Source organism: Sphingomonas sp. (assembly GCF_036387535.1).
GTDB lineage: Bacteria > Pseudomonadota > Alphaproteobacteria > Sphingomonadales > Sphingomonadaceae > Sphingomonas_R.
The window spans coordinates 36,661-58,047 of sequence record NZ_DASVTO010000060.1; the positions used below are offsets into that span (position 1 = coordinate 36,661).

A 21,387-nucleotide genomic window follows, 5' to 3' on the forward strand; every position below is an offset into this window, starting at 1 on the left:
CAGATGCAGACTCTCGACATCCTGATCATCGGCGGCGGCATCGGTGGCCTGACTTCCGCGATCGCGCTGCGCCGCGATGGCCATGCCGTGACGGTGATCGAGCGCGATCCCGACTGGTCCGTATACGGCGTCGGCATCATCCAGCAGGCGAACGTGGTACGTGCCATGTCCGATCTGGGGTTGATCGACGATTATCTGTCGGCCGGGTTCGGGTTCGATCATGTTTCCGTCCGCATCCCGACGGGCCGGGAAGTCGCCCGCATCCCGACACCACGCCTCGTGCCGGATCTTCCGTCCAATGTCGGCATCGGCCGGCGCGCGCTGCACAAGGTGCTGGGTGATCGCGCTATCGCGGCGGGCGCGACGATCCGGCTGGGCATCGTGGTCAGCAATCTGCACGACGACGGCGACGGCGTGGACGTGATGTTCAGCGACGGCAGCAGCGGACGGTACGACATCGTGGTCGGTGCGGACGGGCTGTATTCACAGACCCGCACCATGATCTTTCCCGATGCGCCCCGGCCGCAGTTCACCGGCCAGTCGGTGTGGCGGTACAATTTCCCCCGCACGCCGGACGTCACGGGCCTATGCGCGTTCGAAGGCCCGACGGGCGTCGGTCTCGTGCCGCTCTCCGACGATATCATGTACATGTATGTGACCACGGCGGAGCCGGGCAATCCGCGCTTTGCCCGCGAAAGCCTGGCATCGGTGATGCGGGACCGGCTGAGCGGCGTGCCGGCGCCGGAAATCCGCGCGCTGGCCGACCAGATCAGCGACGACGACGCAGTCGTGTACAAGCCGCTCGAATGGCTGTTCCTGGAGGAGGCGTGGCATCGTGGCCGCGTCGTGTTGCTGGGCGATGCCGTGCACGCCACGACGCCACACCTTGGCCAGGGTGCGGGAATGGCCATCGAGGATTCGATCGTGCTGGCGGAGGAGCTGGCCCGGGCCGACACGCCCGAAGCGGCCTTCACCGCGTTTCACGCCCGGCGTGTGGAGCGATGCCGCTACATCGTCGAGCAATCGCACGCGATCTGCATGGGCCAGCTCGGCAAGGGGCCGTTGATCCAGAATGCCGACGCCACGCGGGCGATGTTCATCAAAGTGTCCGAACCGATCTGAAGGAAGTGATGCGATGGCCCGAGTGACCGAGATCCGCTACGTCGGCTACGGCGTTGCCGACATCGAAAAGGAACGCGCCTTCTACCGCGACGACTGGAAGCTCGTGGAGATGGGCGAACAGGACGGGATGCATCATTTCGCGGCCGATGGCGGGGATGAACTGTACGTTGTCCGGCTTCGTCAGGACGACGCGAACCGGATCGACGTGATCGCGCTGGCCACCGCCAGCCGGGCGGACGTCGATGCGCTGCATGCCAAGGTGGCAGCGCATGGCTGCCGGATCATCTTCGCACCCCGCGCGCTGACGACGTTCGGCGGTGGGTACGGATTTCGCTTCTTCAGCCCCGACGGGTTGCCGTTCGAGATTTCGGCCGAGGTCGACCGCCGCACCGGCCGGCCGCTGACGCGGTGGGAGGGCATTCCGCAGAAGATCAGCCACATCGTCCTGCACTCGCCCGATCACCGCGCCGCGACCGCCTTCTTCATCGACGTGCTGGGCTTCAAGCTCAGCGATTGGTTGGGCGATTTCATGGCGTTCCTGCGCTGCAACGAATGGCACCACCGGCTGGCGGTGCTGCCCGGTCCGCCCTGCCTCAACCATGTCGCTTATGACATGTTGACGGTGGATGACATGATGCGCGGGATCAGCCGGCTGAAGAAAGCGGGTACCGACCTGCGCTGGGGCCCCGGCCGTCACACGGCGGGAAACAACACCTTCAGCTATTTCACCACGCCCAACGGTTTCGCGGTCGAATATACGTCGGAACTGGAGCAGGTCGATTTCGAAGGCCACGAAGCCCAGGTGCATGTTCCGACGCCGACGACGATGGATCAATGGGGTATCGGCGTCGGCGGACCGCAGACGATGCCGCACCCCAAAGCCGATGCCGGCCTGTTCCAGCCGGTCGCGGTGTGATGCAGCGTGGCGGCGGTGGATACGCCGATCGATGTGGCTGATCGGAGTCCGCCGCAGCGAATAGACGGGCAGGGGGAAGCGCCCGGCGCGTCTGAAGCGATTCCCCCTTCTGTCGAACAGCATTCGCTATTTTGCGGACCGTCCGCGCGCTGCGCCTTCGGGTGAATCGCCGATATACCGCGATACGGTATCGGCCAGCACGTCGAGCGGCACGTTCCCGCCGCCGACGACGGCCTGGTTGAAGTCCCGCAGGTCGTAACGGGAGCCGAGCGCCGTTCGTGCGCGTGTGCGCTGTGCCACGATCTCGGCGCGACCAACTTCGTAGCCGCACGCTTGCCCCGGCCATGCGCAATAGCGGTCGACCTCGCTTTCGGCGTTGCTGCGCGGCAGGCCAGTGGCGGCGATGAACTCCGCCAGCGCCTTGTCGCGCGGCCATCCCATCGCATGAATGCCCGTATCGACGATCAGCCGCACCGCGCGCCACGCCAGCCCCATGAGATAGCCCAGCCGACCCGCGGGATCGCCTTCGTACATGCCGAGCTCGTCGGCGAGCTGTTCGGCGTAAAGCGCCCAGCCTTCGGAATAGGCGTTGAACGCCAGGATGGAGCGGACCAGCGGCAATTGCTGCGCATATTCCCCCTGCCAGACGTGACCCGGAATGCCTTCGTGATAGACGAGGTCCGGGATCGTCACGCGGTTGTGGATCGACGGGTCGCCGAGGTTGACCCAGACCTTGCCCGGCACTTTCCCGTCGATCGTTCCCGGGCCGCCATAAGCCGCGGGCGCGCCCGGCTCCTGGGCAAGCGGCATGCGCCGGATTTCCAGATTGCCACGGGCCAGCTGGCGGAACGCACTCGGCAGGCGGGGCCGGATCGCATCGACGCGGTTCTGCATATGGGCGACGATCTGGCGCCGCCCCTCATCGCCGTCGGGAAAACCGATGCCGGGGCGGCGTTGATAGGCGATGGCGCGCTCGGCTACGCTGCCCTGCGTCAGCCCCTGACTGCGGAGGATCCCGTCCATCTGCGTCTGCAGATCGGCCAAGCGCGCGCGGCCCATGGCGTGCAGGTCCGCGGCGGTGCGGCGCGTGGTGGTGCCCGCGCGCAAGCCCCATGCGTACCATTCGGGACCATGCGGGCGGGTCCCCATGCCCGGCGCGTCGGTTGCCACGGCGCGTTCGGATCGCAGTTCCGCCAGCTGTCGATCCAGCGCCGGGACGATCGCCGATCGGACGATGCGTGTCGCACGTTCGGTCCAGTTTCCCGGAATAGCCACGGCTTTGCGCGTCAGCGGACCGATAAGCGGACCGTCCGCGTTCGCGGCCTCGCTCAGCGTGCGCGTCATCCCGGCAATCGTCTTGTCGAGCAGGAAGGAGGGCGGGACGAGCCCCTGCGCGCGCGCCTGTCGAATGCGCGCCGTCTCACCGTCCAGCTGCGCCGGCATCGCGGCAAGGCGGGCAAGATAGGCCTCGGCATCGGCCATGTTGCGGACCGGCTGATCCCCATCGAGCAGTTGCGGCACGTCGAGCCAGGATCCCACATTCTGGACGACGGCGTAGGGTGTGTTGCGCCAGTCGCCGATCGTGGCGACGCCGTACGGTAGCGCCATGCCGTCGAGCGCCGTGCGGAACGCGCTTTCCACCACGGCCAGGCTGGTCGCCGTCGCGGGATCGAGCCCGGTGCGCGGAAGCTGCGCCAGATCGGCCATCGCTTCGGTGAGGAGGCGTCGTTGCGCGGCAACCCCCGCCGGGGACCGATCTTCCAATGCCCCGCGCAGACCCGCATGCGCGTCACCATCAACGCCGAGCATCGTCGCACGCTCGGGCAGACGCTGCAGCAGCTGCCAAGCGATGCGGTCGAGCAGCGCCGCCGCGCCGCCAGAGGGCACGGCCCCACGCACCGATGCCGCGGCGGTAACAGCGGCAAACCCGGCGAGGGTTGCACGGCGGGAAAATAGACTGGTCATGGCGGCAGGATGGCCGCCCGCATCCGAGAGGTCAATTCACGCGCGTACAGGACCGCGGCCGGATGCAGGCACATCAGCGCACCCGGTTCCGGTGTTTCGGATCCCTTAACCCTATTCTGTTAGGGATCGTCGTTCCAGGGAGCGGAGGCGGACGTGAAGGGACTGGTATTCACCACCTTCTTCGATTTTTGTGAGGAACGGTTCGGGCTCGATCTGCTCGACGATGCGATCGATGACGCGCAGCTTCCGCATGAGGGCGCCTACACAAGCGTCGGCACCTATCCGTTCGAGGAAATGGTGGCGCTGATCACGGCCGTGGTGAAACGGACGGGAACCGGCATGCCGGCGCTGCTGGAGACGTTCGGCGGTTTCTGCTTCCAAAGCTGGGTCAAGAAGTTTCCAAGTTTGTTTGCGGATCGTGACCTGTTCGATGTCATCGCCGATATCGACCGCTTTCATGAATGCGAGGTGCGCAAGCTGTACCCCGACGCCGAGCTGCCGTCGTTCCGCGTGTGCGAACGCAGTGCGCACCATCTGTCGCTCGACTATATCAGTTGCAAGCCGCTGGCGGACCTTGCGGTGGGCGTGATCCGCGGCGCCGCCGTACATCTGGGTTGTCCGGCCACTGTGACGTACGGCACGACCGGCGGCGGCATCCGGTTTCGGATAGACCGTCTCGCCACCGCGCGGCCGGCGACCTGAAGCGCAGAGCAGATCCATGTCCGACGATCAGATAGCGCGCCTGCAGAAGCGCCTGGAGCGGGAACGCGCAGCGCGGGTGGCGGCGGAGGAGCTGACGGAACTGAAGACGCAGGAGCTGTTCGAGGCCAACCAGTCCTTGTTGCGGGTCAACGGGGAACTGGTCGCCAAGGTGGCGGATGGCATCCAGTATCAGCATGCGTTGCAGGGCCAGAAAGATGTCCTCGAACAGACGATGACGCAATTGTCGAACGTGGTTTCGGACATTCAGGATATCGCACGGCAGACCAAGTTCCTGTCGGTCAATGCCGCGATCGAGGCGGCACGGGCAGGCGACGCCGGCATCGGGTTCGCCGTGGTCGCGGCGGAGGTCCGGAAACTGGCCGCAGCGACGCGTGGTGCAACGGAGAAAGCGGCGTCCATGCTGCGAACCCGCAATCTCTGATCGGGGCGGCCGGTCTGGGCTGTGCATCGGAAACTGACCCTCGGTCGCGCGGTTGCGCCAGCACGGGGCGTCGGGAGAATCGACAGCCCCCCATGGAATGTCGGCGCCGTTAATTCGGGTGTCATCGCCCTGTACTGACGCTATGCTGTCAACGATGGACAGGACGCGCTGCTGATATGGCTGGTGAGACAGAGACCCGATCCTATGCGGATCGTCATGTCCGCCTTGTGACCGACAGCCCGATCCCATCGGTGATCAGCGACCCGCGGCTGCCCGACAATCCGATCGTGGCCTGCAACACGGCCTTTTGCGAATTGACCGGCTACCCGCGCGAAGAGGTGGTGGGACGCAATTGTCGGTTCCTGTCGGGGCCTGCGACCGAGCCGTGGTTGACCGAGGAAATCCGGCGCGGGGTGCGCGAGCATCGGCCGGTTCTGGTCGAGATCCTGAATTACAAGCGCAGTGGCCAGCCCTTTCGCAATGCCGTTCTCGTCGCGCCGATCTATGACGAGCAGGACGATCTGCTGTATTTCCTGGGGTCGCAGGTCGAGATCGACGCCGACGCGGCGACGCCGTCGAGCATGCGTCGCATCCGCGCAGCGGAAATGGTCCGGACGCTGTCGCCCCGACAAAGCCAGGTGCTGAAGCTGGTGGCCAACGGCATGCTCAACAAACAGGTCGCCGCCGAGCTTTGCCTGGCGGAGAAAACGGTGAAGATGCACCGTGCAATTCTGATGAGCCGGCTCGGGCTGCACACGACCGCCGATCTGATCCGGTTCGCGGTCGAGGCCGGTCTGTGAACGCAGCCCGTGGATACGGCCCAAAGTCCGTATCGTCGCCAGCGGGTCGGAGGCGTAGCCCGTCATGGTCGCAACAGCGGTAAGGCCAGACTTTCAATAATTGGCTCATGATCGGTTCGGACTGTTTCTCCCGCCGTCGCTGTAACGATGCCAAAGGGAAGCAGGGATCGTAACGGACGATCACGAACCCTCCCGTGGCAGTCCTGCCCGGCGCAACGGCGCCGCGCATCCTTGTGACGGAGAGATTGATGGATACCATCACGCCATTCCAGTTCTCGCTGGTCTATAATGCATTTTCATTCACCCTTGCGACGATGGCGGCGGCCACCGCATTCCTGTGGCTGAGCCGATCGCAGGTCGCCCCAGCCTATCGCACCGCTCTCACGATTTCCGGTCTGGTCACCGGTATCGCAGCCTATCATTATCTTCGGATCTTCGAGAGCTGGAACGAGGCCTATACGCTGCGCTCCGGTATCGTCGCGGCGACCGGGATCGGCTTCAACGATGCCTATCGCTACGTCGACTGGCTGCTGACGGTGCCGTTACTGCTGATCGAACTGGTGCTGGTGATGCGCCTTTCGTCGGAAGAAACGATGTCGAAGGCGGTTCGCCTGGGTTCGGCCGCGGCGCTGATGATCATTCTCGGCTATCCGGGCGAGATCGCGACGGACATTCCGACCCGCGCCTTGTGGGGAACGCTGTCGTCGATCCCGTTCGTCTACATCGTATGGGAACTGTTCAGCGGTCTGGGCGCGTCGATCGAGCAGCAGCCCCCCGCCGCCCGTAGCCTGGTCCGCAAGGCACGGTTGCTGACCTTCGCGTCGTGGGGTTTCTATCCGATCGTCTACATGGCCCCCTATGTCGGGCTGACCGGCGGCACGGTCACCACGACGATTCAGATTGGCTACACGATCGCCGACATTCTGGCGAAGGCCGGGCTCGGCATCCTGATATTCCTGATCGCGGTGCGGAAGTCCGAGGCGGAAGGTGCCGGATCGAAGGCCTACGCCGGCTGATCCGGTGGCCTTGCTGGCCCATTCCTATGACATTGCGGATCGCCGCGCCCCGGTCGGGCGCGGCGATATCGTGCATGGAACCTACTGGATCGTTCTAGTCCTGCTCACGGCCGCGCTGGTCTTCGGCGTGCCGCTGGATCATCCGAGCGGAACGCGCTTTGCGACGTTGCTGTTCATCCTCGGCGGCCTGCCGCACGGCGCCTATGACATCGCGTTGCTGCAGCGGGCGGTCGCGCTCGATCGCCGGACCCTGTGGATGGTCGTTGCCGGCTATATCGCGGTGGCGCTGGCCATGGCCCTATTGTGGATGACCGTTCCCCTGATCGCGCTGATCCTGTTCCTGTCGGTGGCGGCGACCCATTTCGGCGAGGATTGGCCGATGCTGGAGGAACCGCTACTGCGCTTTGCAGCCGGGGCGGCCGTGATCGCGGCCGCCACGATCGGGCACCGTGCCGATGTCACCGCCCTGTTCGTGGACATGAGCGACGATCGCGGACTCGTGATCGCGCAGGTTATCGCCGCGGCCGCGCCCGTCATCCTGCTGGTGACGGCGGTCGGCATCGCGATCGCATGGCATGACGGAAGCCGGCAATGGGCGGCGGCGATGACGTCGTGTCTGCTGCTGCTCTGGGCGCTTCCGCCAGTGGTCGGGTTCGCGCTATTCTTCGTGTTCCTGCATTCGCCCCGCCACCTCACACAGGCGCGCGTCACCCTTGGTGACATGACAAGGCTGCGGTGGCTGGCGGTCGGGGCGGCATTGTCCACGGCGGCGATCATCGGCTGGTGGGCGTTGCATGCCGCCTTTCCTTGGCGGATCGGCGGGGCGATGACGACGCAAGCGTTTCAGTTGCTGGCGTCGGTCGCCGTGCCGCACCTCCTGTTGTCGCGGTGGCTGGATCATTGGCTCGATCGATCGGGCGCGCCGTAGCGGTACGCGCGCTTCCGGGTGGACGGCTGTGACGGTGCGCAAGGGCAGGGCCTTCCGCACTTGCCGGGAACATTGTTCCTGCACGGTTTCGACGCCGTTAACCCTTTCTTGCTAGCAACCGCGAACTGTGAAGTGACGGGTAAGTTGCGATGGTTCAGCCGACGGACGCGATGTTCGTTCAATCCGAAATTGCCGAGCTGGCGGCGATCCGCCGATCCCACGCGGTCTTGGAAATCGGCATCGACGGGACCATCCTAGACGCCAACGATCGTTTCCTGGCCCTGGTCGGTTATGCGCTGGAGGAAATCAGGGGACGCCATCATCGCATCCTCGTTCCGGAAGCACAGCGCGATCAACCGGAATATGCCGCATTCTGGGCGTCGCTGGCGCGCGGCGCATTCGTGGCGGCGGAATTCAAGCGGGTGCGAAAGGACGGGCGCGAGGTCTGGATCAAGGGAAGCTATAACCCCGTACTGGATCCTGACGGCCGGCCTTACAAGATCGTCAAGTTCGCTAACGACATCACCGCCGCAAAGATCAAGAGCGCGGATGACGCCGGGCAGATCGCGGCGATCGGGCGAACGCAGGCGGTGATCGCATTCTCCCTGGACGGCATGATCCTGTATGCAAACGACCGGTTCTGCGAGGCCATGAACTATAGCGAGAGCCAGGTGGTTGGCCAGCATCACCGCATGTTCCTGACGCCGGGAACCGAAGACGATGCAGCGTATCGCGCCTTCTGGCACGCGCTGCGGTCGGGCGAGAGCCTGGCGGGTGAGTTTTGCCGCATTGCACGCGGCGGCCGCAAGGTCTGGCTGCAGGCGACCTACACGCCGATCCTGGATCCCGACGGGCGGCCGTTCAAGGTCGTGAAATATGCGACCGACGTCACCGCGGCGAAGATCAAAAGCGCCGACGACGCCGGGCAGATCGCAGCGATCGGCTTGTCACAGGCGGTGATCACGTTCTCGCTGGACGGGGAGGTGACGTCGGCGAATGCGATGTTCTGCGACGCGATGGGATATCGCGAGGATGAGATCGTCGGGCGGCATCACCGGATGTTCGTCGATGCCGAAGAGCGCGATCACGCATCCTATCGTGCGTTCTGGCAAAAGCTGAACGCCGGCGAAAGCCTGGCGGGTGCGTATCGCCGAGTGGCGCGCGACGGGCGTTCGGTCTGGCTCCAGGCGACGTACACGCCGATCCTGGGGCCAGGCGGCGATCCGTTCAAGATCGTCAAATATGCCAGCGACATCACCGCGCAGGTCGAGCAGCGGGAGGCGCTCAACATGCTCTCGCTCGTCGTCAACGCCACGGACAATTCCGTGATCATCACCGACCGCGACCGCCGCATCATCTATGTCAATGCGGGGTTCGAGCGTCTTACCGGCTATACGCTGAGCAAGGTCGCCGGTAAAAATCCGGGTCATATCCTGCAAGGCCCGCATACCGACCAGCGCACCGTCGCCCGTATTCGGACGCAATTGCAAGCAGGTGAAGCCTTTTACGAGGAGATCATGAATTATGACAGTCGCGGTCGGCCCTATTGGATCTCGCTGACAATCAACCCCGTAAGGGGTGTCGACAACCAGATCGAGCGGTTCATATCCGTCCAGGCGAACATCACCGAAACGAAGATGCGCGCGCTGGAATTCGATGCAAAGCTGGCGGCGATCAGTTCGGCGACGGCGATCGCGGTTTGGTCGATGGCAGGAGCGTGTCTCTCGCTCAATGCGACGCTGGAAGGAGAGGCGGCGATACCCCTCGGTCGGCTGCTCGACCCCCATGCTGTCGATGCCCTCACCCGCGGCGAGCGGTTGCAGCGTGAGTTCTCATGGCCGGGCAGTGCCGACCTGTGGCTTGATGCAACCTTCTCGGTCATTCGGGGTATCGAGGGCCTGCCGGATAAAGTGCTGATGTGCGCCATCGACGTCACGTCGCGACGGAGACTGATGCAGGAGGCCTCCCATGCCATGCAGGGCATGCTGGATCATGTCAGTTCCACCGTCGGACAATTGAACAAGATCACAGCGGCCACCAAGCTGCTGTCGCTCAATGCGGCCATCGAAGCCGCCCGTGCCGCCGATGCCGGTCGCGGGTTTGCGGTCGTCGCGAACGAAGTCCGCAGCCTCGCCACCCAGGCCGCAAGCGCCGCCACGGCGATCGGCGGACTAGTCGACGACAGCAGGCAGCAGATCGCCCGCCTGATCCGCCATCATTGATGCGTCGATCGGCGATCCAAGCCGATTGGGCACGCGCTGGAATGCACCGCGCTCTGCCCGCGGCGGTCCTAGTGCAGGGTCAAGGCGGCGACCCTGCGGCCAAGACGGCGGCGCTCCGCGATGCCCGGCGATCCGACCACGCGGAGCAGCAGGGGATTACTCTGCCGCCTGGACCGCGTCGCGTTCGTCGAGAGGGTGTTCCAGCCGGGCGAGCATTTCCTTCGGACAGACCTGCCACATGGCGGTGACGTAGCGGGGCCAGTCGTCCAGGATCGTGTTGGCCCAGCGGCTGTCGGTGGCGATCGCATGTTCGGCGATCAGCGCCTTCAGCCGTGCCTCCCAATAGGGGGAGGCGAGGCGTTGCCAGACGATGCTTTCGGGATTGGCCCGCGCCGGGAAGCTGCCATCCTCATCGAGGATGAACGCCATGCCGCCGGTCATGCCCGCGCCGAAATTGGCACCGGTCGCCCCCAGGATCACCGCGGTGCCGCCGGTCATATATTCGCAGCCGTTGGCGCCACAGCCTTCGACCACGACATTGGCCCCCGAATTGCGGACCCCGAAGCGCTCGCCCGCCTGGCCCGCCGCGAACAGCTTGCCCGCGGTGGCGCCGTAGAGCACGGTGTTGCCAAGGATCGTGTTGGCCTTCGTATCCAGCGGGGACGACACCATCGGGCGAACCGAGATGACGCCGCCAGACAGCCCCTTTCCGACATAGTCGTTGGCGTCGCCGAACACTTCGAGCTTGATGCCCTTGCACAGGAAGGCGCCGAGCGACTGCCCCGCCGACCCGCGCAGGCGGATGGTGACATGGCCGTCCGCCAGCGCCGACATGCCGTATTTGGCGGTGATTTCCGCCGACAAACGCGTGCCGACCGCGCGGTGGGTGTTGCGGACGGTATAGGTCAGCTGCATTTTTTCGCGCCGTTCGAACACGGCGCGGGCATCCAGGATCATCTGCGCATCGAGGCTGTCGGGAACGTCGTTGCGGAACGTCGCGATGGCGAAGCGGCGCATATGATCGGGTGCATCGACCTTGGCCAGGATCGGGTTGAGATCGAGATCGTCGAGATGTTCGGCGCCGCGGCTGACCTGACGCAGCAATTCGGTGCGGCCGATGACCTCGTCTAGCGAGCGGACGCCGAGCCGGGCAAGGATCTCGCGTACCTCCTCCGCCATGAAGGTCATCAGGTTGATGACCTTCTCCGGTGTTCCGACGAACTTCCCACGCAACGCCTCGTCCTGCGTGCAGACGCCGACCGGGCAGGTGTTGCTGTGGCATTGGCGGACCATGATGCAGCCCATCGCGACCAGCGACAGCGTGCCGACGCCGAACTCCTCCGCGCCCAGGATCGCGGCGATCACGATGTCGCGCCCGGTCTTGAGCCCGCCGTCGGTGCGCAGCTTCACACGGTGGCGGAGACCGTTGAGGGTCAGCACCTGGTTGGTTTCGGACAGCCCCATTTCCCAGGGCGTGCCGGCATACTTGATCGAGGTCTGCGGCGAGGCGGCGGTGCCGCCGACATGGCCGGAAACCAGGATGACGTCGGCATGCGCCTTGGCCACGCCGGCCGCGACCGTGCCGATGCCGGCGGAGGACACCAGCTTCACGCAAACGCGCGCACGCGGGTTGATCTGCTTCAGGTCGTAGATCAGCTGCGCCAGATCCTCGATCGAATAGATGTCGTGATGCGGCGGGGGGGAGATGAGCGTGACGCCGGGCGTCGAATGGCGCAGGCGCGCGATCATCTCGGTCACCTTGAAGCCGGGCAACTGGCCGCCCTCGCCGGGCTTGGCGCCCTGCGCGACCTTGATCTCCAGTTCCTCCGCCGCGCCCAGATATTCGGCGGTGACGCCGAAGCGGCCCGACGCGACCTGCTTGATCGCGGAATTGGCGTTGTCGCCATTTTCATAGGGCGCGTAACGCTTGCGGTCCTCTCCGCCTTCGCCCGAAACGGCCTTGGCGCCTATGCGGTTCATCGCGATGGCGAGCGTCTCGTGCGCCTCCGGTGACAAGGCGCCGAGCGACATGCCGGGGGTGAGGAAGCGCTTGCGGATTTCGGTGATCGCCTCGACGCTGTCGATCGCGATCGGCTCCTTCGCCCAGTTGAACTCCATCAGGTCGCGGAGATAGATGGGCGGCAGATCCTTCACCCCACGCGAAAATTGCAGATAGGTGGAATAGCTGTCGGTGCCGACCGCGGTTTGCAGCAGGTGCATCAGCTGCGCGGAATAGGCATGCGCCTCGCCACCCGCGCGCTGGCGATAGAAACCGCCGACCGGAAGCGCCACGACGGTGTCGTCCCACGCCAGTTCATGGCGCATGATCGCGTTCAGTTGCAGCGAGGCATAGCCTTCGCCCGAAATCTTGGCGGGCATGCCGGGGAAGAGATCGTTGACCAGCGCACGGCTGAGCCCGACCGCTTCGAAATTATAGCCGCCCCGATAGCTGGAGATCACGGCGATCCCCATCTTCGACATGATCTTCAGCAGCCCTTCGTCGATTGCCTTGCGGTGGCGTTGCAGGCAGTCATCCAGCGACAGATCGCCGAACAGGCCGCGAGCGTGGCGATCGGCGATCGCGGCCTCCGCCAGATAGGCGTTCACGGTGGTGGCGCCGACCCCGATCAGCACCGCGAAATAATGGGTGTCGAGGCATTCGGCCGACCGCACGTTGATCGACGCATAGGAGCGCAGTCCGCGGCGAACGAGATGGGTGTGGACCGCGGCGGCGGCGAGCACCATCGCGATCGCGACGCGGTCCGGGCCGACGCCCTCGTCGGTCAGGAACAGCTCGGTATGACCTTCGCGCACCGCCTGTTCGGCATCGCGGCGGATGCGGGCGATCGCCTGGCGCAGCGCATCGGCGCCGTCATCGACTCCGAACGTGCAGTCGATGGTGGCGGACTGCGCGCCGAAATGCGCCTTCAGCGTCGCCCATTCGCGCGCGGTGAGGACGGGGGAGGGCAGGACCAGTACGTTCGATTGCTGCGCGTCGGTATCCAGGATGTTCGCCAGATTGCCGAAGCGGGTCTGGAGGCTCATCACATGGCGTTCGCGCAGCGGATCGATCGGCGGGTTGGTCACCTGGCTGAAATTCTGGCGGAAGAACTGGCTGACCAGCCGCGGCTTGTCGGAGATGACGGCGAGCGGGGTGTCGTCGCCCATCGATCCGATCGCTTCCTTCGCCTCCTCGACCTGCGGGCTCAGGATCAGCTCCATATCCTCCATCGACTGCCCCGCCGCGACCTGGCGGCGGAGAAGGTCGGGGCGGCTGTAGCGCGGGCTGTCATCCTCCGCCGGCGGGGCGAGATCGGACAGTTGGCGGAAGCCGGACACCCATTCGCCATAAGGCTGCTCCGCGGCGATCCGCGCCTTGATATCGGCATCGGAATAGAGCGTGCCGGTATCGAGATCGACCGCGATCATCTGGCCCGGACCCATGCGGCCCTTGGCGGCGACGGTCGCCTCCGGCACCAGCACCATGCCGGTTTCCGACCCGACGATCAGCAGATGATCGGAGGTGAGGGTGGTGCGGAGCGGCCGGAGCGCGTTGCGGTCGACCCCGGCGACGGCCCAGCGCCCATCGGTCATGGCGAGCGCGGCCGGACCGTCCCAAGGTTCCATCACCGACCCGAAATAGCGGTACATCTCCGTCACTTCGCGCGGGAGCGACGGATCATTCTGCCACGCTTCGGGGACGAGCATCAGCTTGGCCGTGGGGGCATCGCGGCCCGAGCGGCAGATCGCTTCGAACACGGCATCCAGTGCGGCGGTGTCGGATGCGCCGGCGGGAATCAGCGGCTTGATCTCCTCCGAATGCTCTCCGAAGGCGAGGCTCGCCATCTTGATCTCGTGGCTCTTCATCCAGTTCTTGTTGCCGCGGATCGTGTTGATCTCGCCATTGTGCGCCAAGGTGCGGAACGGCTGCGCCAGCCACCACTGCGGGAAGGTGTTGGTGGAATAACGCTGATGAAAGATCGCGACGCGGCTGACGAAGCGTTCGTCCTGCAGGTCAGGGTAGAAGATCGACAGTTCCTCGGCCAGGAACAGGCCCTTGTAGACGATCGACCGGCAGGACAGCGAGCAGATGTAGAAGCCCTGGATCTGCGCCTCGATCACCTTGCGTTCGATCCGGCGGCGGATCAGATAGAGCTTCTTCTCGAACTCCGCGACGTCCTCTACCAGCGGGTCGGGGCCGGCGATCATGATCTGTTCGATTTCCGGGCGGGTCAGCATCGCCTTGTCGCCGATGCAGGACACGTCGACCGGAACCTGGCGCCAGCCATAGATGCTGTAGCCGAAATCGATGATTTCGGATTCGACGATGGTACGGCACGCTTCCTGCGCGGCCAGATCGGTGCGCGGCAGGAAGATCATGCCGACCGCGAGGCGGTTGGGCAGCGCCTCATGCCCCGAATATTCGATCGCATCATCGAAGAAACGGACGGGCAGGTCGACATGGATGCCGGCGCCATCGCCGGTCTTGCCATCGGCATCGACCGCGCCGCGATGCCACACCGCCTTCAACGCCTCGATCGCGGCCGACACCACCCGGCGCGATGCCTTGCCATCCGTCGCCGCCACCAGACCCACGCCGCAGGCATCGGATTCGAATTCGGGCCGATACATGCCGACTTCGGCGATGCGGGCGCGTTCGGCGGGGGAGACGGTCATGCGATAAATCCCTGCTTGGCGAGATAAGCCTGAACGGCATCGAAGATCGTGACAAGCCGGGGCATCGCCACCCAGCATTCGTTCACGCGATCGACCTGTTCGATTTCGTTGATCGGATATTCATGAACGAGCCGGTTGCGAAGCCCGGTGAGATCCAGCCAGTCGTCCGAGGTTTCGACCAGTCGGAGGCGTTCCATCCAGTTTGCAACGTCGCGCCGCGTCAGTTCGCGGACGTCCTCACCGGTCCAGGAGAGCAGGGTTCGGACCAGCCGGCCCAGCATATCCTGAAGTTGTTCAAAGCGTTTAAGCAAGGCAATCGACGCGATCCGCTGGACAACCGGTAGACGCGCCAGGTCATCGTCCTGCACCGGAAGGACGTTCGCGAGGAACGGGTGCAGTTCCTCAACACCCGCCACGATGCGACGGCAGCGGTCCACACCGCTCCGCAGAACCGCGTCTTGGGCGGTCATGACAGTGGCACCGATTGCGGCGCCACGAACCGCGCAAACGTGTCCGGATCTTCCTTCCGGGGAAATAGCACCACGTCTACCTTTTGTTCGTCGATCCGATCGAACAGGCGGGTCCGGAACCGGTCGACGTCGCGTTCGCGCCGCCGCGCGCTTTCGACTTCGATCAACAGGTCGATGTCTCCGCCAAGCAGGTGATCGTGCACGCGGCTGCCGAACAGGCGGACGACGGCGTCCACACCGAAGACCTCCGATGCCGCAGCCTTGATTGCGTCGATTTCCGTCGGCGTCAGGCGCACGATCAGTCCCCCATCTTTGCTTGCGGCGGGGTCTTGACGGCGGGAAGGTGGGCGGTGGCCGCCTTCACCTTTTCCATGATCGCGGGCATGCGCTGCATCAGCGTGGGGACGAACGCCTGCATCGCCTTGATCATTTCCGGATCGGTGTAGAGCATCATCGCCTCGCGCGCGTAGACGGCGCCGGTGGGCGTGGCGAAGAACCGGTCGAGATCGTCAAGCTGTGCCAGCGTGAAGCGCGTGGCATAGGCGCGGGCAAGCGCGGTCTGGACCTGGGGTTCGACCGCGGACATCATGCCCACCATTTCGTCGGTCATGACCTTGGTCGTGATCTTCATGCGTTCGCGAAAGGCGGGGTCAGCGGCGGCGATGGTCTCGCCCATGGTCTTGTTGCCGAGCGCCTTCTGCGCATCCGCACTGGCGCCGCCCATCCCGGCCATGTCCCGAACCGGCATGGCGTACATGCTCGCCATGGTGGACTCCATGATCCGGTCCATCATGCCATCCATCATCCGCCGGTAGGTGCCGAGCGGCCAGACCCGGCCGATGATGCGCGTGGCGGCGGTCAGCCGTGCGGGGTCGATCGCCGCCGGCTGCGCAGCGACGGGTGGAGGGACCGCGACGGTCTGTGCAGGCGCGGGGGCCGCCAGTGCGGCAGCGAGCAGGATGGAGATCATGCGAGTGCCAGGTCCCTTGCAGCCGGAGTCCGTGCCTTGGCCCGACAATAAGCGTGCATCTTGTCCGCGACGTCGCGGCCGTCGCGGATCGCCCACACCACCAGCGAGGCACCGCGGACGATGTCGCCGGCGGCGAACACGCCATCGATCGAGGTCTGCATCGATTTGTGGTCGATGCGGATCGTTCCCCAGCGCGTGACCGACAATTCGTTCGATCCGAACAGGGTGGGCAGATCCTCCGCATCGAAGCCGAGCGCCTTGATCACCAGATCGGCGTCGAGGCGGAACCCGCCGGCTGGGTCGACCTCCGGCGCGCGACGGCCCGAGGCGTCAGCCGCGCCCAACCGCATCCGGGTGGCGGCGACAGCGGTGACATGATCGTCGCCGTGAAACGCCTCCGGCCCGGACAGCCAGACGAACTCGACACCCTCCTCTTCGGCATTCTTCACCTCGCGCTGTGACCCCGGCATGTTCGCGCGGTCGCGGCGATAGAGGCACTTTACCGATTTTGCGCCCTGGCGAATGGCCGTGCGGACGCAATCCATCGCCGTGTCGCCACCACCGATCACCACGACATCCTTGCCCCCGGCGCTCAGGCTGCCATCTTCATAGGCGGGAACATGATCGCCAAAGCCCTTGCGGTTGGACGCGGTGAGATAGTCCAGCGATTCCACGATGCCGCCTGTGCCGATGCCGGGTGCCTTGATGGCGCGGGGCTTGTAGACTCCGGTGGCGATCAGCACCGCGTCGTGGCGCGCGCGCAGATCGGCCAGTGACGCGTCGCGTCCGACCGCGAAATCCTGATGAAAGACGATACCGGCATCGCGCAGCCGATCGACCCGGCGCATCACCACGTCCTTTTCCAGCTTGAAGCCGGGAATCCCGTAGGTCAGCAGCCCGCCGGCGCGGTCATGCCGGTCATAGACATGCACGGTATAGCCGCGCGCGCGCATCAGTTCGGCGGCGGTCAGCCCGGCCGGGCCGGCGCCGACAATGCCGATCGACTGCCCACGATCGGGGCCTACCCGTACCGGTTCGACCCAACCCTCCGCCCAGGCGGTGTCGGTGATGAACTTCTCCACCGATCCGATCGTGACCGCGCCATGGCCGGAAAACTCGATCACGCAATTGCCTTCGCACAGCCGATCCTGCGGGCAGATGCGACCGCAAATCTCCGGCATGGTCGAGGTGGCGTTCGACAGTTCATACGCCTCGCGCAGCCGGCCCTCCGCGGTCAGCCGCAGCCAGTCGGGAATGTGGTTATGGAGCGGGCAGTGCGTCGAGCAATACGGGACGCCGCATTGGGAGCACCGCGAGGACTGCGCCTTCGCATCATCCTTGGCATAGCGGTCGGCGATCTCGGCGAAGTCCTCCGCCCGAACGGCGGCGTCACGCTTGGCGGGATAGTGCTGTTCGAGCCGGACAAAGCTCAGCATCGGGGTGTCGGCCATCGCGCATGCTCCTGTTCGGAGCCTGAATGTCGCATAGCTGCAGAGGAGTCACGACCAAAATGACTGTTAGGGCAGGAGCATTGTCCCTTAACTGCGCCGTCATGGCACCGGGCGCGATCTTATGACGTCTACGAGCGATTTGGAAGGTCCGGATCGGACCTACCGGGCCGCGAGCCAGGCAATCGCGGCCACGCCGATCACGATCCGATACCAGGCGAACGGCGCAAAGCCATGTTTGGACACGATTGCCAGGAAGCCGCGGATCACGATCATGGCGACCACGAACGACACCGCAAATCCGATCGCGATGCCGCTCCAGTCATTGCCGCCAAGCGCGTGGCGTTGTTCCCACAATTCCTTGGCGGTGGCGGCGAGCATCACCGGAATGGCGAGGAAGAAGCTGTATTCGGCAGCGGTCCGGCGATCGACGCCCAGGCTGAGCGCGCCCATGATCGTGGCGCCCGACCGCGAGACACCCGGAACCATCGACAGACATTGCACGATGCCGATGCCCAGCGCCTTCTGCCACGACATCGCCTCGACCGAGTGGATGGTGAGGCGGACGACCAGCCGCTCGATCACCAGGATCGCGACACCGCCGACCACCAGCGCGACCGCAACCACCATCGGCGTCTGCATCAGCGCCTTGATCGCGCCATAGGCGACCGCGCCGATCAGCAGCGCCGGCAGGAAGCCCAGCACGACGTTGCGGGTGAAACGCACCGCCTGCGCATCGCCGCGCACCAGGCCCGCCGCGACCGTGGTGAAGCGGCGGGCATAGAGCACCACCACCGCCAGGATCGCGCCAAGCTGGATGACGATATCGAACGTCGCGGAGGCGGCGGACCGGAAGCCGAGCAATTCACCCGCCAACACGAGATGCCCGGTCGACGACACCGGGATGAATTCGGTCAGCCCCTCGACGATGCCGAGCAGGATGATGACGAGCAACGAATGATCCATGGCCGGTAAATCCTGGTCTGGAGCGCTTGGATCAGGCGGGGGTGCGGACGGTGGAGAAGCGGCCATGCCGGCGATAGCGGACCAGCCAGCCCGGCGCGACCGCGGCCAGCGGCACCGGATCGATTCCGAACGCGGCAAACCCGTCCGCATCCGCGCCCACGACATTGTCAGATTGCAGCAGCAGCCACTGGTCCCACGTCATCGGCGCGCCGGGGACGAACCGGCCCGCCTTTGCCATCAGCGCGCCGACGGCATCGGGGATCGCGACGATCGCCGGATCGCGTCCGATCGCCTGCGCGATCCAGCGGTTGAGCGCATCCATGCTGATCCGTTCCGGCCCACCCAGTTCGAAGGTGCGGCCGCCATAGCGCAGCGGATCGAGCGCAGCGGCGGCGATCGCCTTTGCGGCATCAGCGACGAACGCCGGCTGGAATTGTACCGCGCCGCGCAGCACGGGCAGGACCGGCAGCATGCGTGCCATCTGCGCGAACTTGTTCACGAACTGATCCTCCGGCCCGAACAGGACGGATGGACGCAGGATGGTGGCGGCAGGGAAGGCGGCGCGGACGGCGACCTCGCCTTCGCCCTTGGTGCGGGCATAGGCGCTGGCCGCGGCGGGATCGGCGCCGATTGCCGATACCTGCACCATCGCCCCCGCGCCGGCGGCAGCGGCGGCCTCTGCGATCGTGCGCGCGCCGGTGACATGGACGGCATCGAACGCGCCTTTCAGCAGGCCGACCAGGTTGATGACCGCAGTCGACCCCTGGACCGCGCGCGCCACGCTGTCGGCGCGGGTGACGTCGGCGCCGACGAACTGCGTCTGGCCAAGCCCGCCCAGCGGTTTGAGGAACCAGGCGTTTTTGGGATCGCGCCCGGCGACGCGGACGCGCACGCCCGTCGTCAGCAGTTCCTGCACGACATAGCGGCCCAGAAAGCCCCCGCCGCCGAAGATCGTCACCAACCCAGCCATCGATCGATTCCCGTCCATAGGATGTACCCGGCGCCCCGCGTTCGCGATAAAAGCGCCGCCGCAGCCTTTGCCCGTGCAGAAGGGCGTTGACAAGGTTCGTCCATCCCCCCTAGAGGCCCCCTCCTACCCCGTGCCCAGATGGCGGAATTGGTAGACGCACCAGCTTCAGGTGCTGGCGATCGCAAGGTCGTGGAGGTTCGAGTCCTCTTCTGGGCACCACTTCTCCCCTGAGGGGTTGAAGTAGAACGAAAATGGCGCGATTGCGTCGCTCTCAGCAGCTTGCAAGGTACAAAAGCCGGGTACACCCTGGCCTTGCGGAGCAACGTTATGGGAGCCTCTGTGGACCATCTCCAGCGCCATCCTAAGACTGGACGTTTGAGCTTCAGGCGGGTCATTCCGGCCGCCCTTCGCGCCTTTGTCCCAGGCGAGCCGCGTGAAATAAAGCGCTCCCTATCTGCCACACGGATCGACGCTCCTGGCGCTTTGGATCGATACAAGGCGGCAAGCGCGGAATACGATAATCTGATTGCCATGGCCGGGAAGGCTATTGCCGGTACGTTCGACGCCTTGGACGCCGCACGTATTGCCTGGATGGCGGAGACCTATCGCGCTCGCATATTGGCAACCGACGAAGCGAACCGGGCCAAAGGTGAGCCCTCAAGCCCTGAGAGCCATGAAGCCGCGTCCGATGGCCTGCGGGATGCCTACGCCCGTTCTGATCCGTCTGTGGTTCGCACGATGTATGAGGATGACGCCTTAGCTTTGGCCTCAGAACAGGGGTGGCGGCTGGACCCAGAGGTAGAAAGTTTTGGGCTCCTCTGTCACGAACTTCTGAAGGCTGGAATTGCCGCAATCGACGATCTACAGGCCCGCGATGCAGGCCAGCCGCTGCCAACGCCGTCAGTCCCTGTCATTCGCGTACTAGTGCCAAAGGTGGCGACCGTGCCCGAGGGGGCAGGGGGGAAGACCTTCCAAGTCATTGCTGAAGCTGTACTTGGCAACCCACGCATGAAGGTAGGGGCGGCGACGGTCCAAACGACCCGTACGGCGTTGCGCTTCTTTCGTGAGACTCATGGGGATCAGATCAGACCGAACGAGATCACAAGACGACACGTCGCGGAATGGCTTGACCTTCTAGCGCAGCGCCCTGCTCCAATCCCTTTCGCCGAAAGGTCAATCCCGCTTCGGGCGCTCGTAGCGCGTTACGCGGACAGGGCCACAGCGAGGCGCATAACGGGAAAGACCCTTGCTCAGAGTGTGACGGCCCTCGCTGCTATCTGGGGAAAGGCTCAACAAAATGGCGACATAGGCACCGACCTATTAAACCCGTTCGCTCGCCATAAGGTAACAATCGCCGCACCGGCTGAAACTCCGCAAGAGATGAGTAATTCTGAGCTACAGCAAGTCTTCTCCCTACCGGTATTCACTAGTGGTGAACGTCCCACTAGAGGGAAAGGCGAAGCTTCCTATTGGATACCGCTCCTCCTTCTATGGACTGGGGCGCGACCTGAGGAAATCGCTCAGTTGATGGTGTCCGACGTGACACAAGACCCAGACACAGGGACATGGCGTCTTCGGATCACGGACGAAGGGTCACATCCGCACAAAGGCCAGCGAAGCCTAAAGACAAGCCGCTCACTGTCCGGCAGGCGGGAGTTCCCATTGCCCCAAGAGGTCATTCGCCTTGGGTTCCTTCGCTACGTGTCATGGCTGAAGGAAGGTGGCGAGACCGCCATGTTCCCACGTCTCAGGACCAAAGGCGAGCGGGGCTCC

At 64.9% G+C, this 21,387-nt stretch carries 16 protein-coding genes and 1 tRNA gene; 9 read left to right on the plus strand and 8 right to left on the minus strand.

Annotation, left to right across the window (positions count from 1 at the left end; all coding sequences use genetic code 11):
* Positions 1-3: 3 nt before the first annotated feature.
* Together VF649_RS05035 and VF649_RS05040 are read left to right on the plus strand one after the other, a co-directional pair.
* Positions 4-1,122: an FAD-dependent oxidoreductase gene (locus VF649_RS05035; RefSeq protein ID WP_331010866.1), complete on the plus strand. Its 1,119-nt coding sequence runs from the start codon at positions 4-6 to the stop codon at positions 1,120-1,122.
* A gap of 13 nt (positions 1,123-1,135) precedes the next feature.
* Positions 1,136-2,038, plus strand: coding sequence for a VOC family protein (locus VF649_RS05040; protein ID WP_331010867.1), 903 nt, complete (start codon positions 1,136-1,138; stop codon positions 2,036-2,038).
* A gap of 126 nt (positions 2,039-2,164) precedes the next feature.
* On the opposite strand, the gene VF649_RS05045 is transcribed toward VF649_RS05040, so the two are convergent.
* A complete protein-coding gene (locus VF649_RS05045) occupies positions 2,165-4,003 on the minus strand; it encodes a DUF885 domain-containing protein (protein WP_331010868.1) in 1,839 nt (612 codons plus the stop codon).
* Positions 4,004-4,156: 153 nt separating this feature from the next.
* On the opposite strand from VF649_RS05045, the gene VF649_RS05050 reads away from it, so the two are divergent.
* The 6 genes from VF649_RS05050 (at position 4,157) to VF649_RS05075 (ending at position 10,113) form a co-directional block, all read left to right on the plus strand.
* On the plus strand, positions 4,157-4,705 hold the full coding sequence (locus tag VF649_RS05050; protein WP_331010869.1) for a heme NO-binding domain-containing protein: 549 nt from the start codon (positions 4,157-4,159) through the stop codon (positions 4,703-4,705).
* 16 nt (positions 4,706-4,721) lie between these two features.
* Positions 4,722-5,147: a methyl-accepting chemotaxis protein gene (locus VF649_RS05055; protein ID WP_331010870.1), complete on the plus strand. Its 426-nt coding sequence runs from the start codon at positions 4,722-4,724 to the stop codon at positions 5,145-5,147.
* Positions 5,148-5,323: 176 nt separating this feature from the next.
* A complete protein-coding gene (locus tag VF649_RS05060; RefSeq protein ID WP_331010871.1) occupies positions 5,324-5,947 on the plus strand; it encodes a LuxR C-terminal-related transcriptional regulator in 624 nt (207 codons plus the stop codon).
* Between the two features lie 248 nt (positions 5,948-6,195).
* Positions 6,196-6,963: a bacteriorhodopsin-like gene (locus VF649_RS05065; protein ID WP_331010872.1), complete on the plus strand. Its 768-nt coding sequence runs from the start codon at positions 6,196-6,198 to the stop codon at positions 6,961-6,963.
* Between the two features lie 4 nt (positions 6,964-6,967).
* Positions 6,968-7,891, plus strand: a complete 924-nt coding sequence (locus VF649_RS05070; RefSeq protein ID WP_331010873.1) for a Brp/Blh family beta-carotene 15,15'-dioxygenase — start codon at positions 6,968-6,970, stop codon at positions 7,889-7,891.
* A gap of 149 nt (positions 7,892-8,040) precedes the next feature.
* Positions 8,041-10,113, plus strand: a complete 2,073-nt coding sequence (locus VF649_RS05075; RefSeq protein ID WP_331010874.1) for a PAS domain S-box protein — start codon at positions 8,041-8,043, stop codon at positions 10,111-10,113.
* 156 nt (positions 10,114-10,269) lie between these two features.
* Here the strand turns inward: VF649_RS05075 and gltB are convergent, their stop codons facing one another.
* The 7 genes from gltB to VF649_RS05110 form a co-directional block, all read right to left on the minus strand.
* Positions 10,270-14,790, minus strand: coding sequence for a glutamate synthase large subunit (gene gltB / locus VF649_RS05080; protein WP_331010875.1), 4,521 nt, complete (start codon positions 14,788-14,790; stop codon positions 10,270-10,272).
* Positions 14,787-15,260, minus strand: a complete 474-nt coding sequence (locus VF649_RS05085) for a hypothetical protein (protein ID WP_331010876.1) — start codon at positions 15,258-15,260, stop codon at positions 14,787-14,789. Before VF649_RS05085 ends, gltB begins: the two co-directional genes overlap by 4 nt.
* Positions 15,257-15,556: a nucleotidyltransferase domain-containing protein gene (locus VF649_RS05090; protein ID WP_331010877.1), complete on the minus strand. Its 300-nt coding sequence runs from the start codon at positions 15,554-15,556 to the stop codon at positions 15,257-15,259. The genes VF649_RS05085 and VF649_RS05090 overlap by 4 nt, the downstream gene beginning before the upstream one ends.
* 2 nt (positions 15,557-15,558) lie before the next feature.
* Positions 15,559-16,230 carry a DUF2059 domain-containing protein gene (locus VF649_RS05095; protein WP_331010878.1) on the minus strand — a complete coding sequence of 224 codons (672 nt, stop codon included), beginning with the start codon at positions 16,228-16,230 and terminating at the stop codon, positions 15,559-15,561.
* On the minus strand, positions 16,227-17,681 hold the full coding sequence (locus tag VF649_RS05100; protein ID WP_331010879.1) for an NAD(P)-dependent oxidoreductase: 1,455 nt from the start codon (positions 17,679-17,681) through the stop codon (positions 16,227-16,229). Before VF649_RS05100 ends, VF649_RS05095 begins: the two co-directional genes overlap by 4 nt.
* Before the next feature lie 159 nt (positions 17,682-17,840).
* The gene (locus VF649_RS05105; protein WP_331010880.1) at positions 17,841-18,644 is read right to left on the minus strand and encodes an undecaprenyl-diphosphate phosphatase; all 804 of its coding nucleotides are present in this window, start codon (positions 18,642-18,644) and stop codon (positions 17,841-17,843) included.
* 31 nt (positions 18,645-18,675) lie between these two features.
* Positions 18,676-19,614 carry a complex I NDUFA9 subunit family protein gene (locus VF649_RS05110; protein ID WP_331010881.1) on the minus strand — a complete coding sequence of 313 codons (939 nt, stop codon included), beginning with the start codon at positions 19,612-19,614 and terminating at the stop codon, positions 18,676-18,678.
* Positions 19,615-19,746: 132 nt separating this feature from the next.
* Between VF649_RS05110 and VF649_RS05115 the strand changes: the two genes are divergently transcribed.
* Positions 19,747-19,833: transfer RNA gene (locus VF649_RS05115), tRNA-Leu, on the plus strand.
* Positions 19,834-21,387: the final 1,554 nt, after the last annotated feature.

Excerpts from the sequence above, each read along its gene's own strand:
- VF649_RS05035 (WP_331010866.1), top strand. The coding sequence starts at position 4 with ATGCAGACTCTCGACATCCTGATCATCGGCGGCGGCATCGGTGGCCTG.
- VF649_RS05040 (WP_331010867.1), top strand. The coding sequence starts at position 1,136 with ATGGCCCGAGTGACCGAGATCCGCTACGTCGGCTACGGCGTTGCCGAC.
- VF649_RS05045 (WP_331010868.1), bottom strand. The coding sequence starts at position 4,003 with ATGACCAGTCTATTTTCCCGCCGTGCAACCCTCGCCGGGTTTGCCGCT.
- VF649_RS05055 (WP_331010870.1), top strand. The coding sequence starts at position 4,722 with ATGTCCGACGATCAGATAGCGCGCCTGCAGAAGCGCCTGGAGCGGGAA.
- VF649_RS05060 (WP_331010871.1), top strand. The coding sequence starts at position 5,324 with ATGGCTGGTGAGACAGAGACCCGATCCTATGCGGATCGTCATGTCCGC.
- VF649_RS05065 (WP_331010872.1), top strand. The coding sequence starts at position 6,196 with ATGGATACCATCACGCCATTCCAGTTCTCGCTGGTCTATAATGCATTT.
- VF649_RS05075 (WP_331010874.1), top strand. The coding sequence starts at position 8,041 with ATGGTTCAGCCGACGGACGCGATGTTCGTTCAATCCGAAATTGCCGAG.
- gltB (WP_331010875.1), bottom strand. The coding sequence starts at position 14,790 with ATGACCGTCTCCCCCGCCGAACGCGCCCGCATCGCCGAAGTCGGCATG.
- VF649_RS05085 (WP_331010876.1), bottom strand. The coding sequence starts at position 15,260 with ATGACCGCCCAAGACGCGGTTCTGCGGAGCGGTGTGGACCGCTGCCGT.
- VF649_RS05095 (WP_331010878.1), bottom strand. The coding sequence starts at position 16,230 with ATGATCTCCATCCTGCTCGCTGCCGCACTGGCGGCCCCCGCGCCTGCA.
- VF649_RS05100 (WP_331010879.1), bottom strand. The coding sequence starts at position 17,681 with ATGGCCGACACCCCGATGCTGAGCTTTGTCCGGCTCGAACAGCACTAT.
- VF649_RS05105 (WP_331010880.1), bottom strand. The coding sequence starts at position 18,644 with ATGGATCATTCGTTGCTCGTCATCATCCTGCTCGGCATCGTCGAGGGG.
- VF649_RS05110 (WP_331010881.1), bottom strand. The coding sequence starts at position 19,614 with ATGGCTGGGTTGGTGACGATCTTCGGCGGCGGGGGCTTTCTGGGCCGC.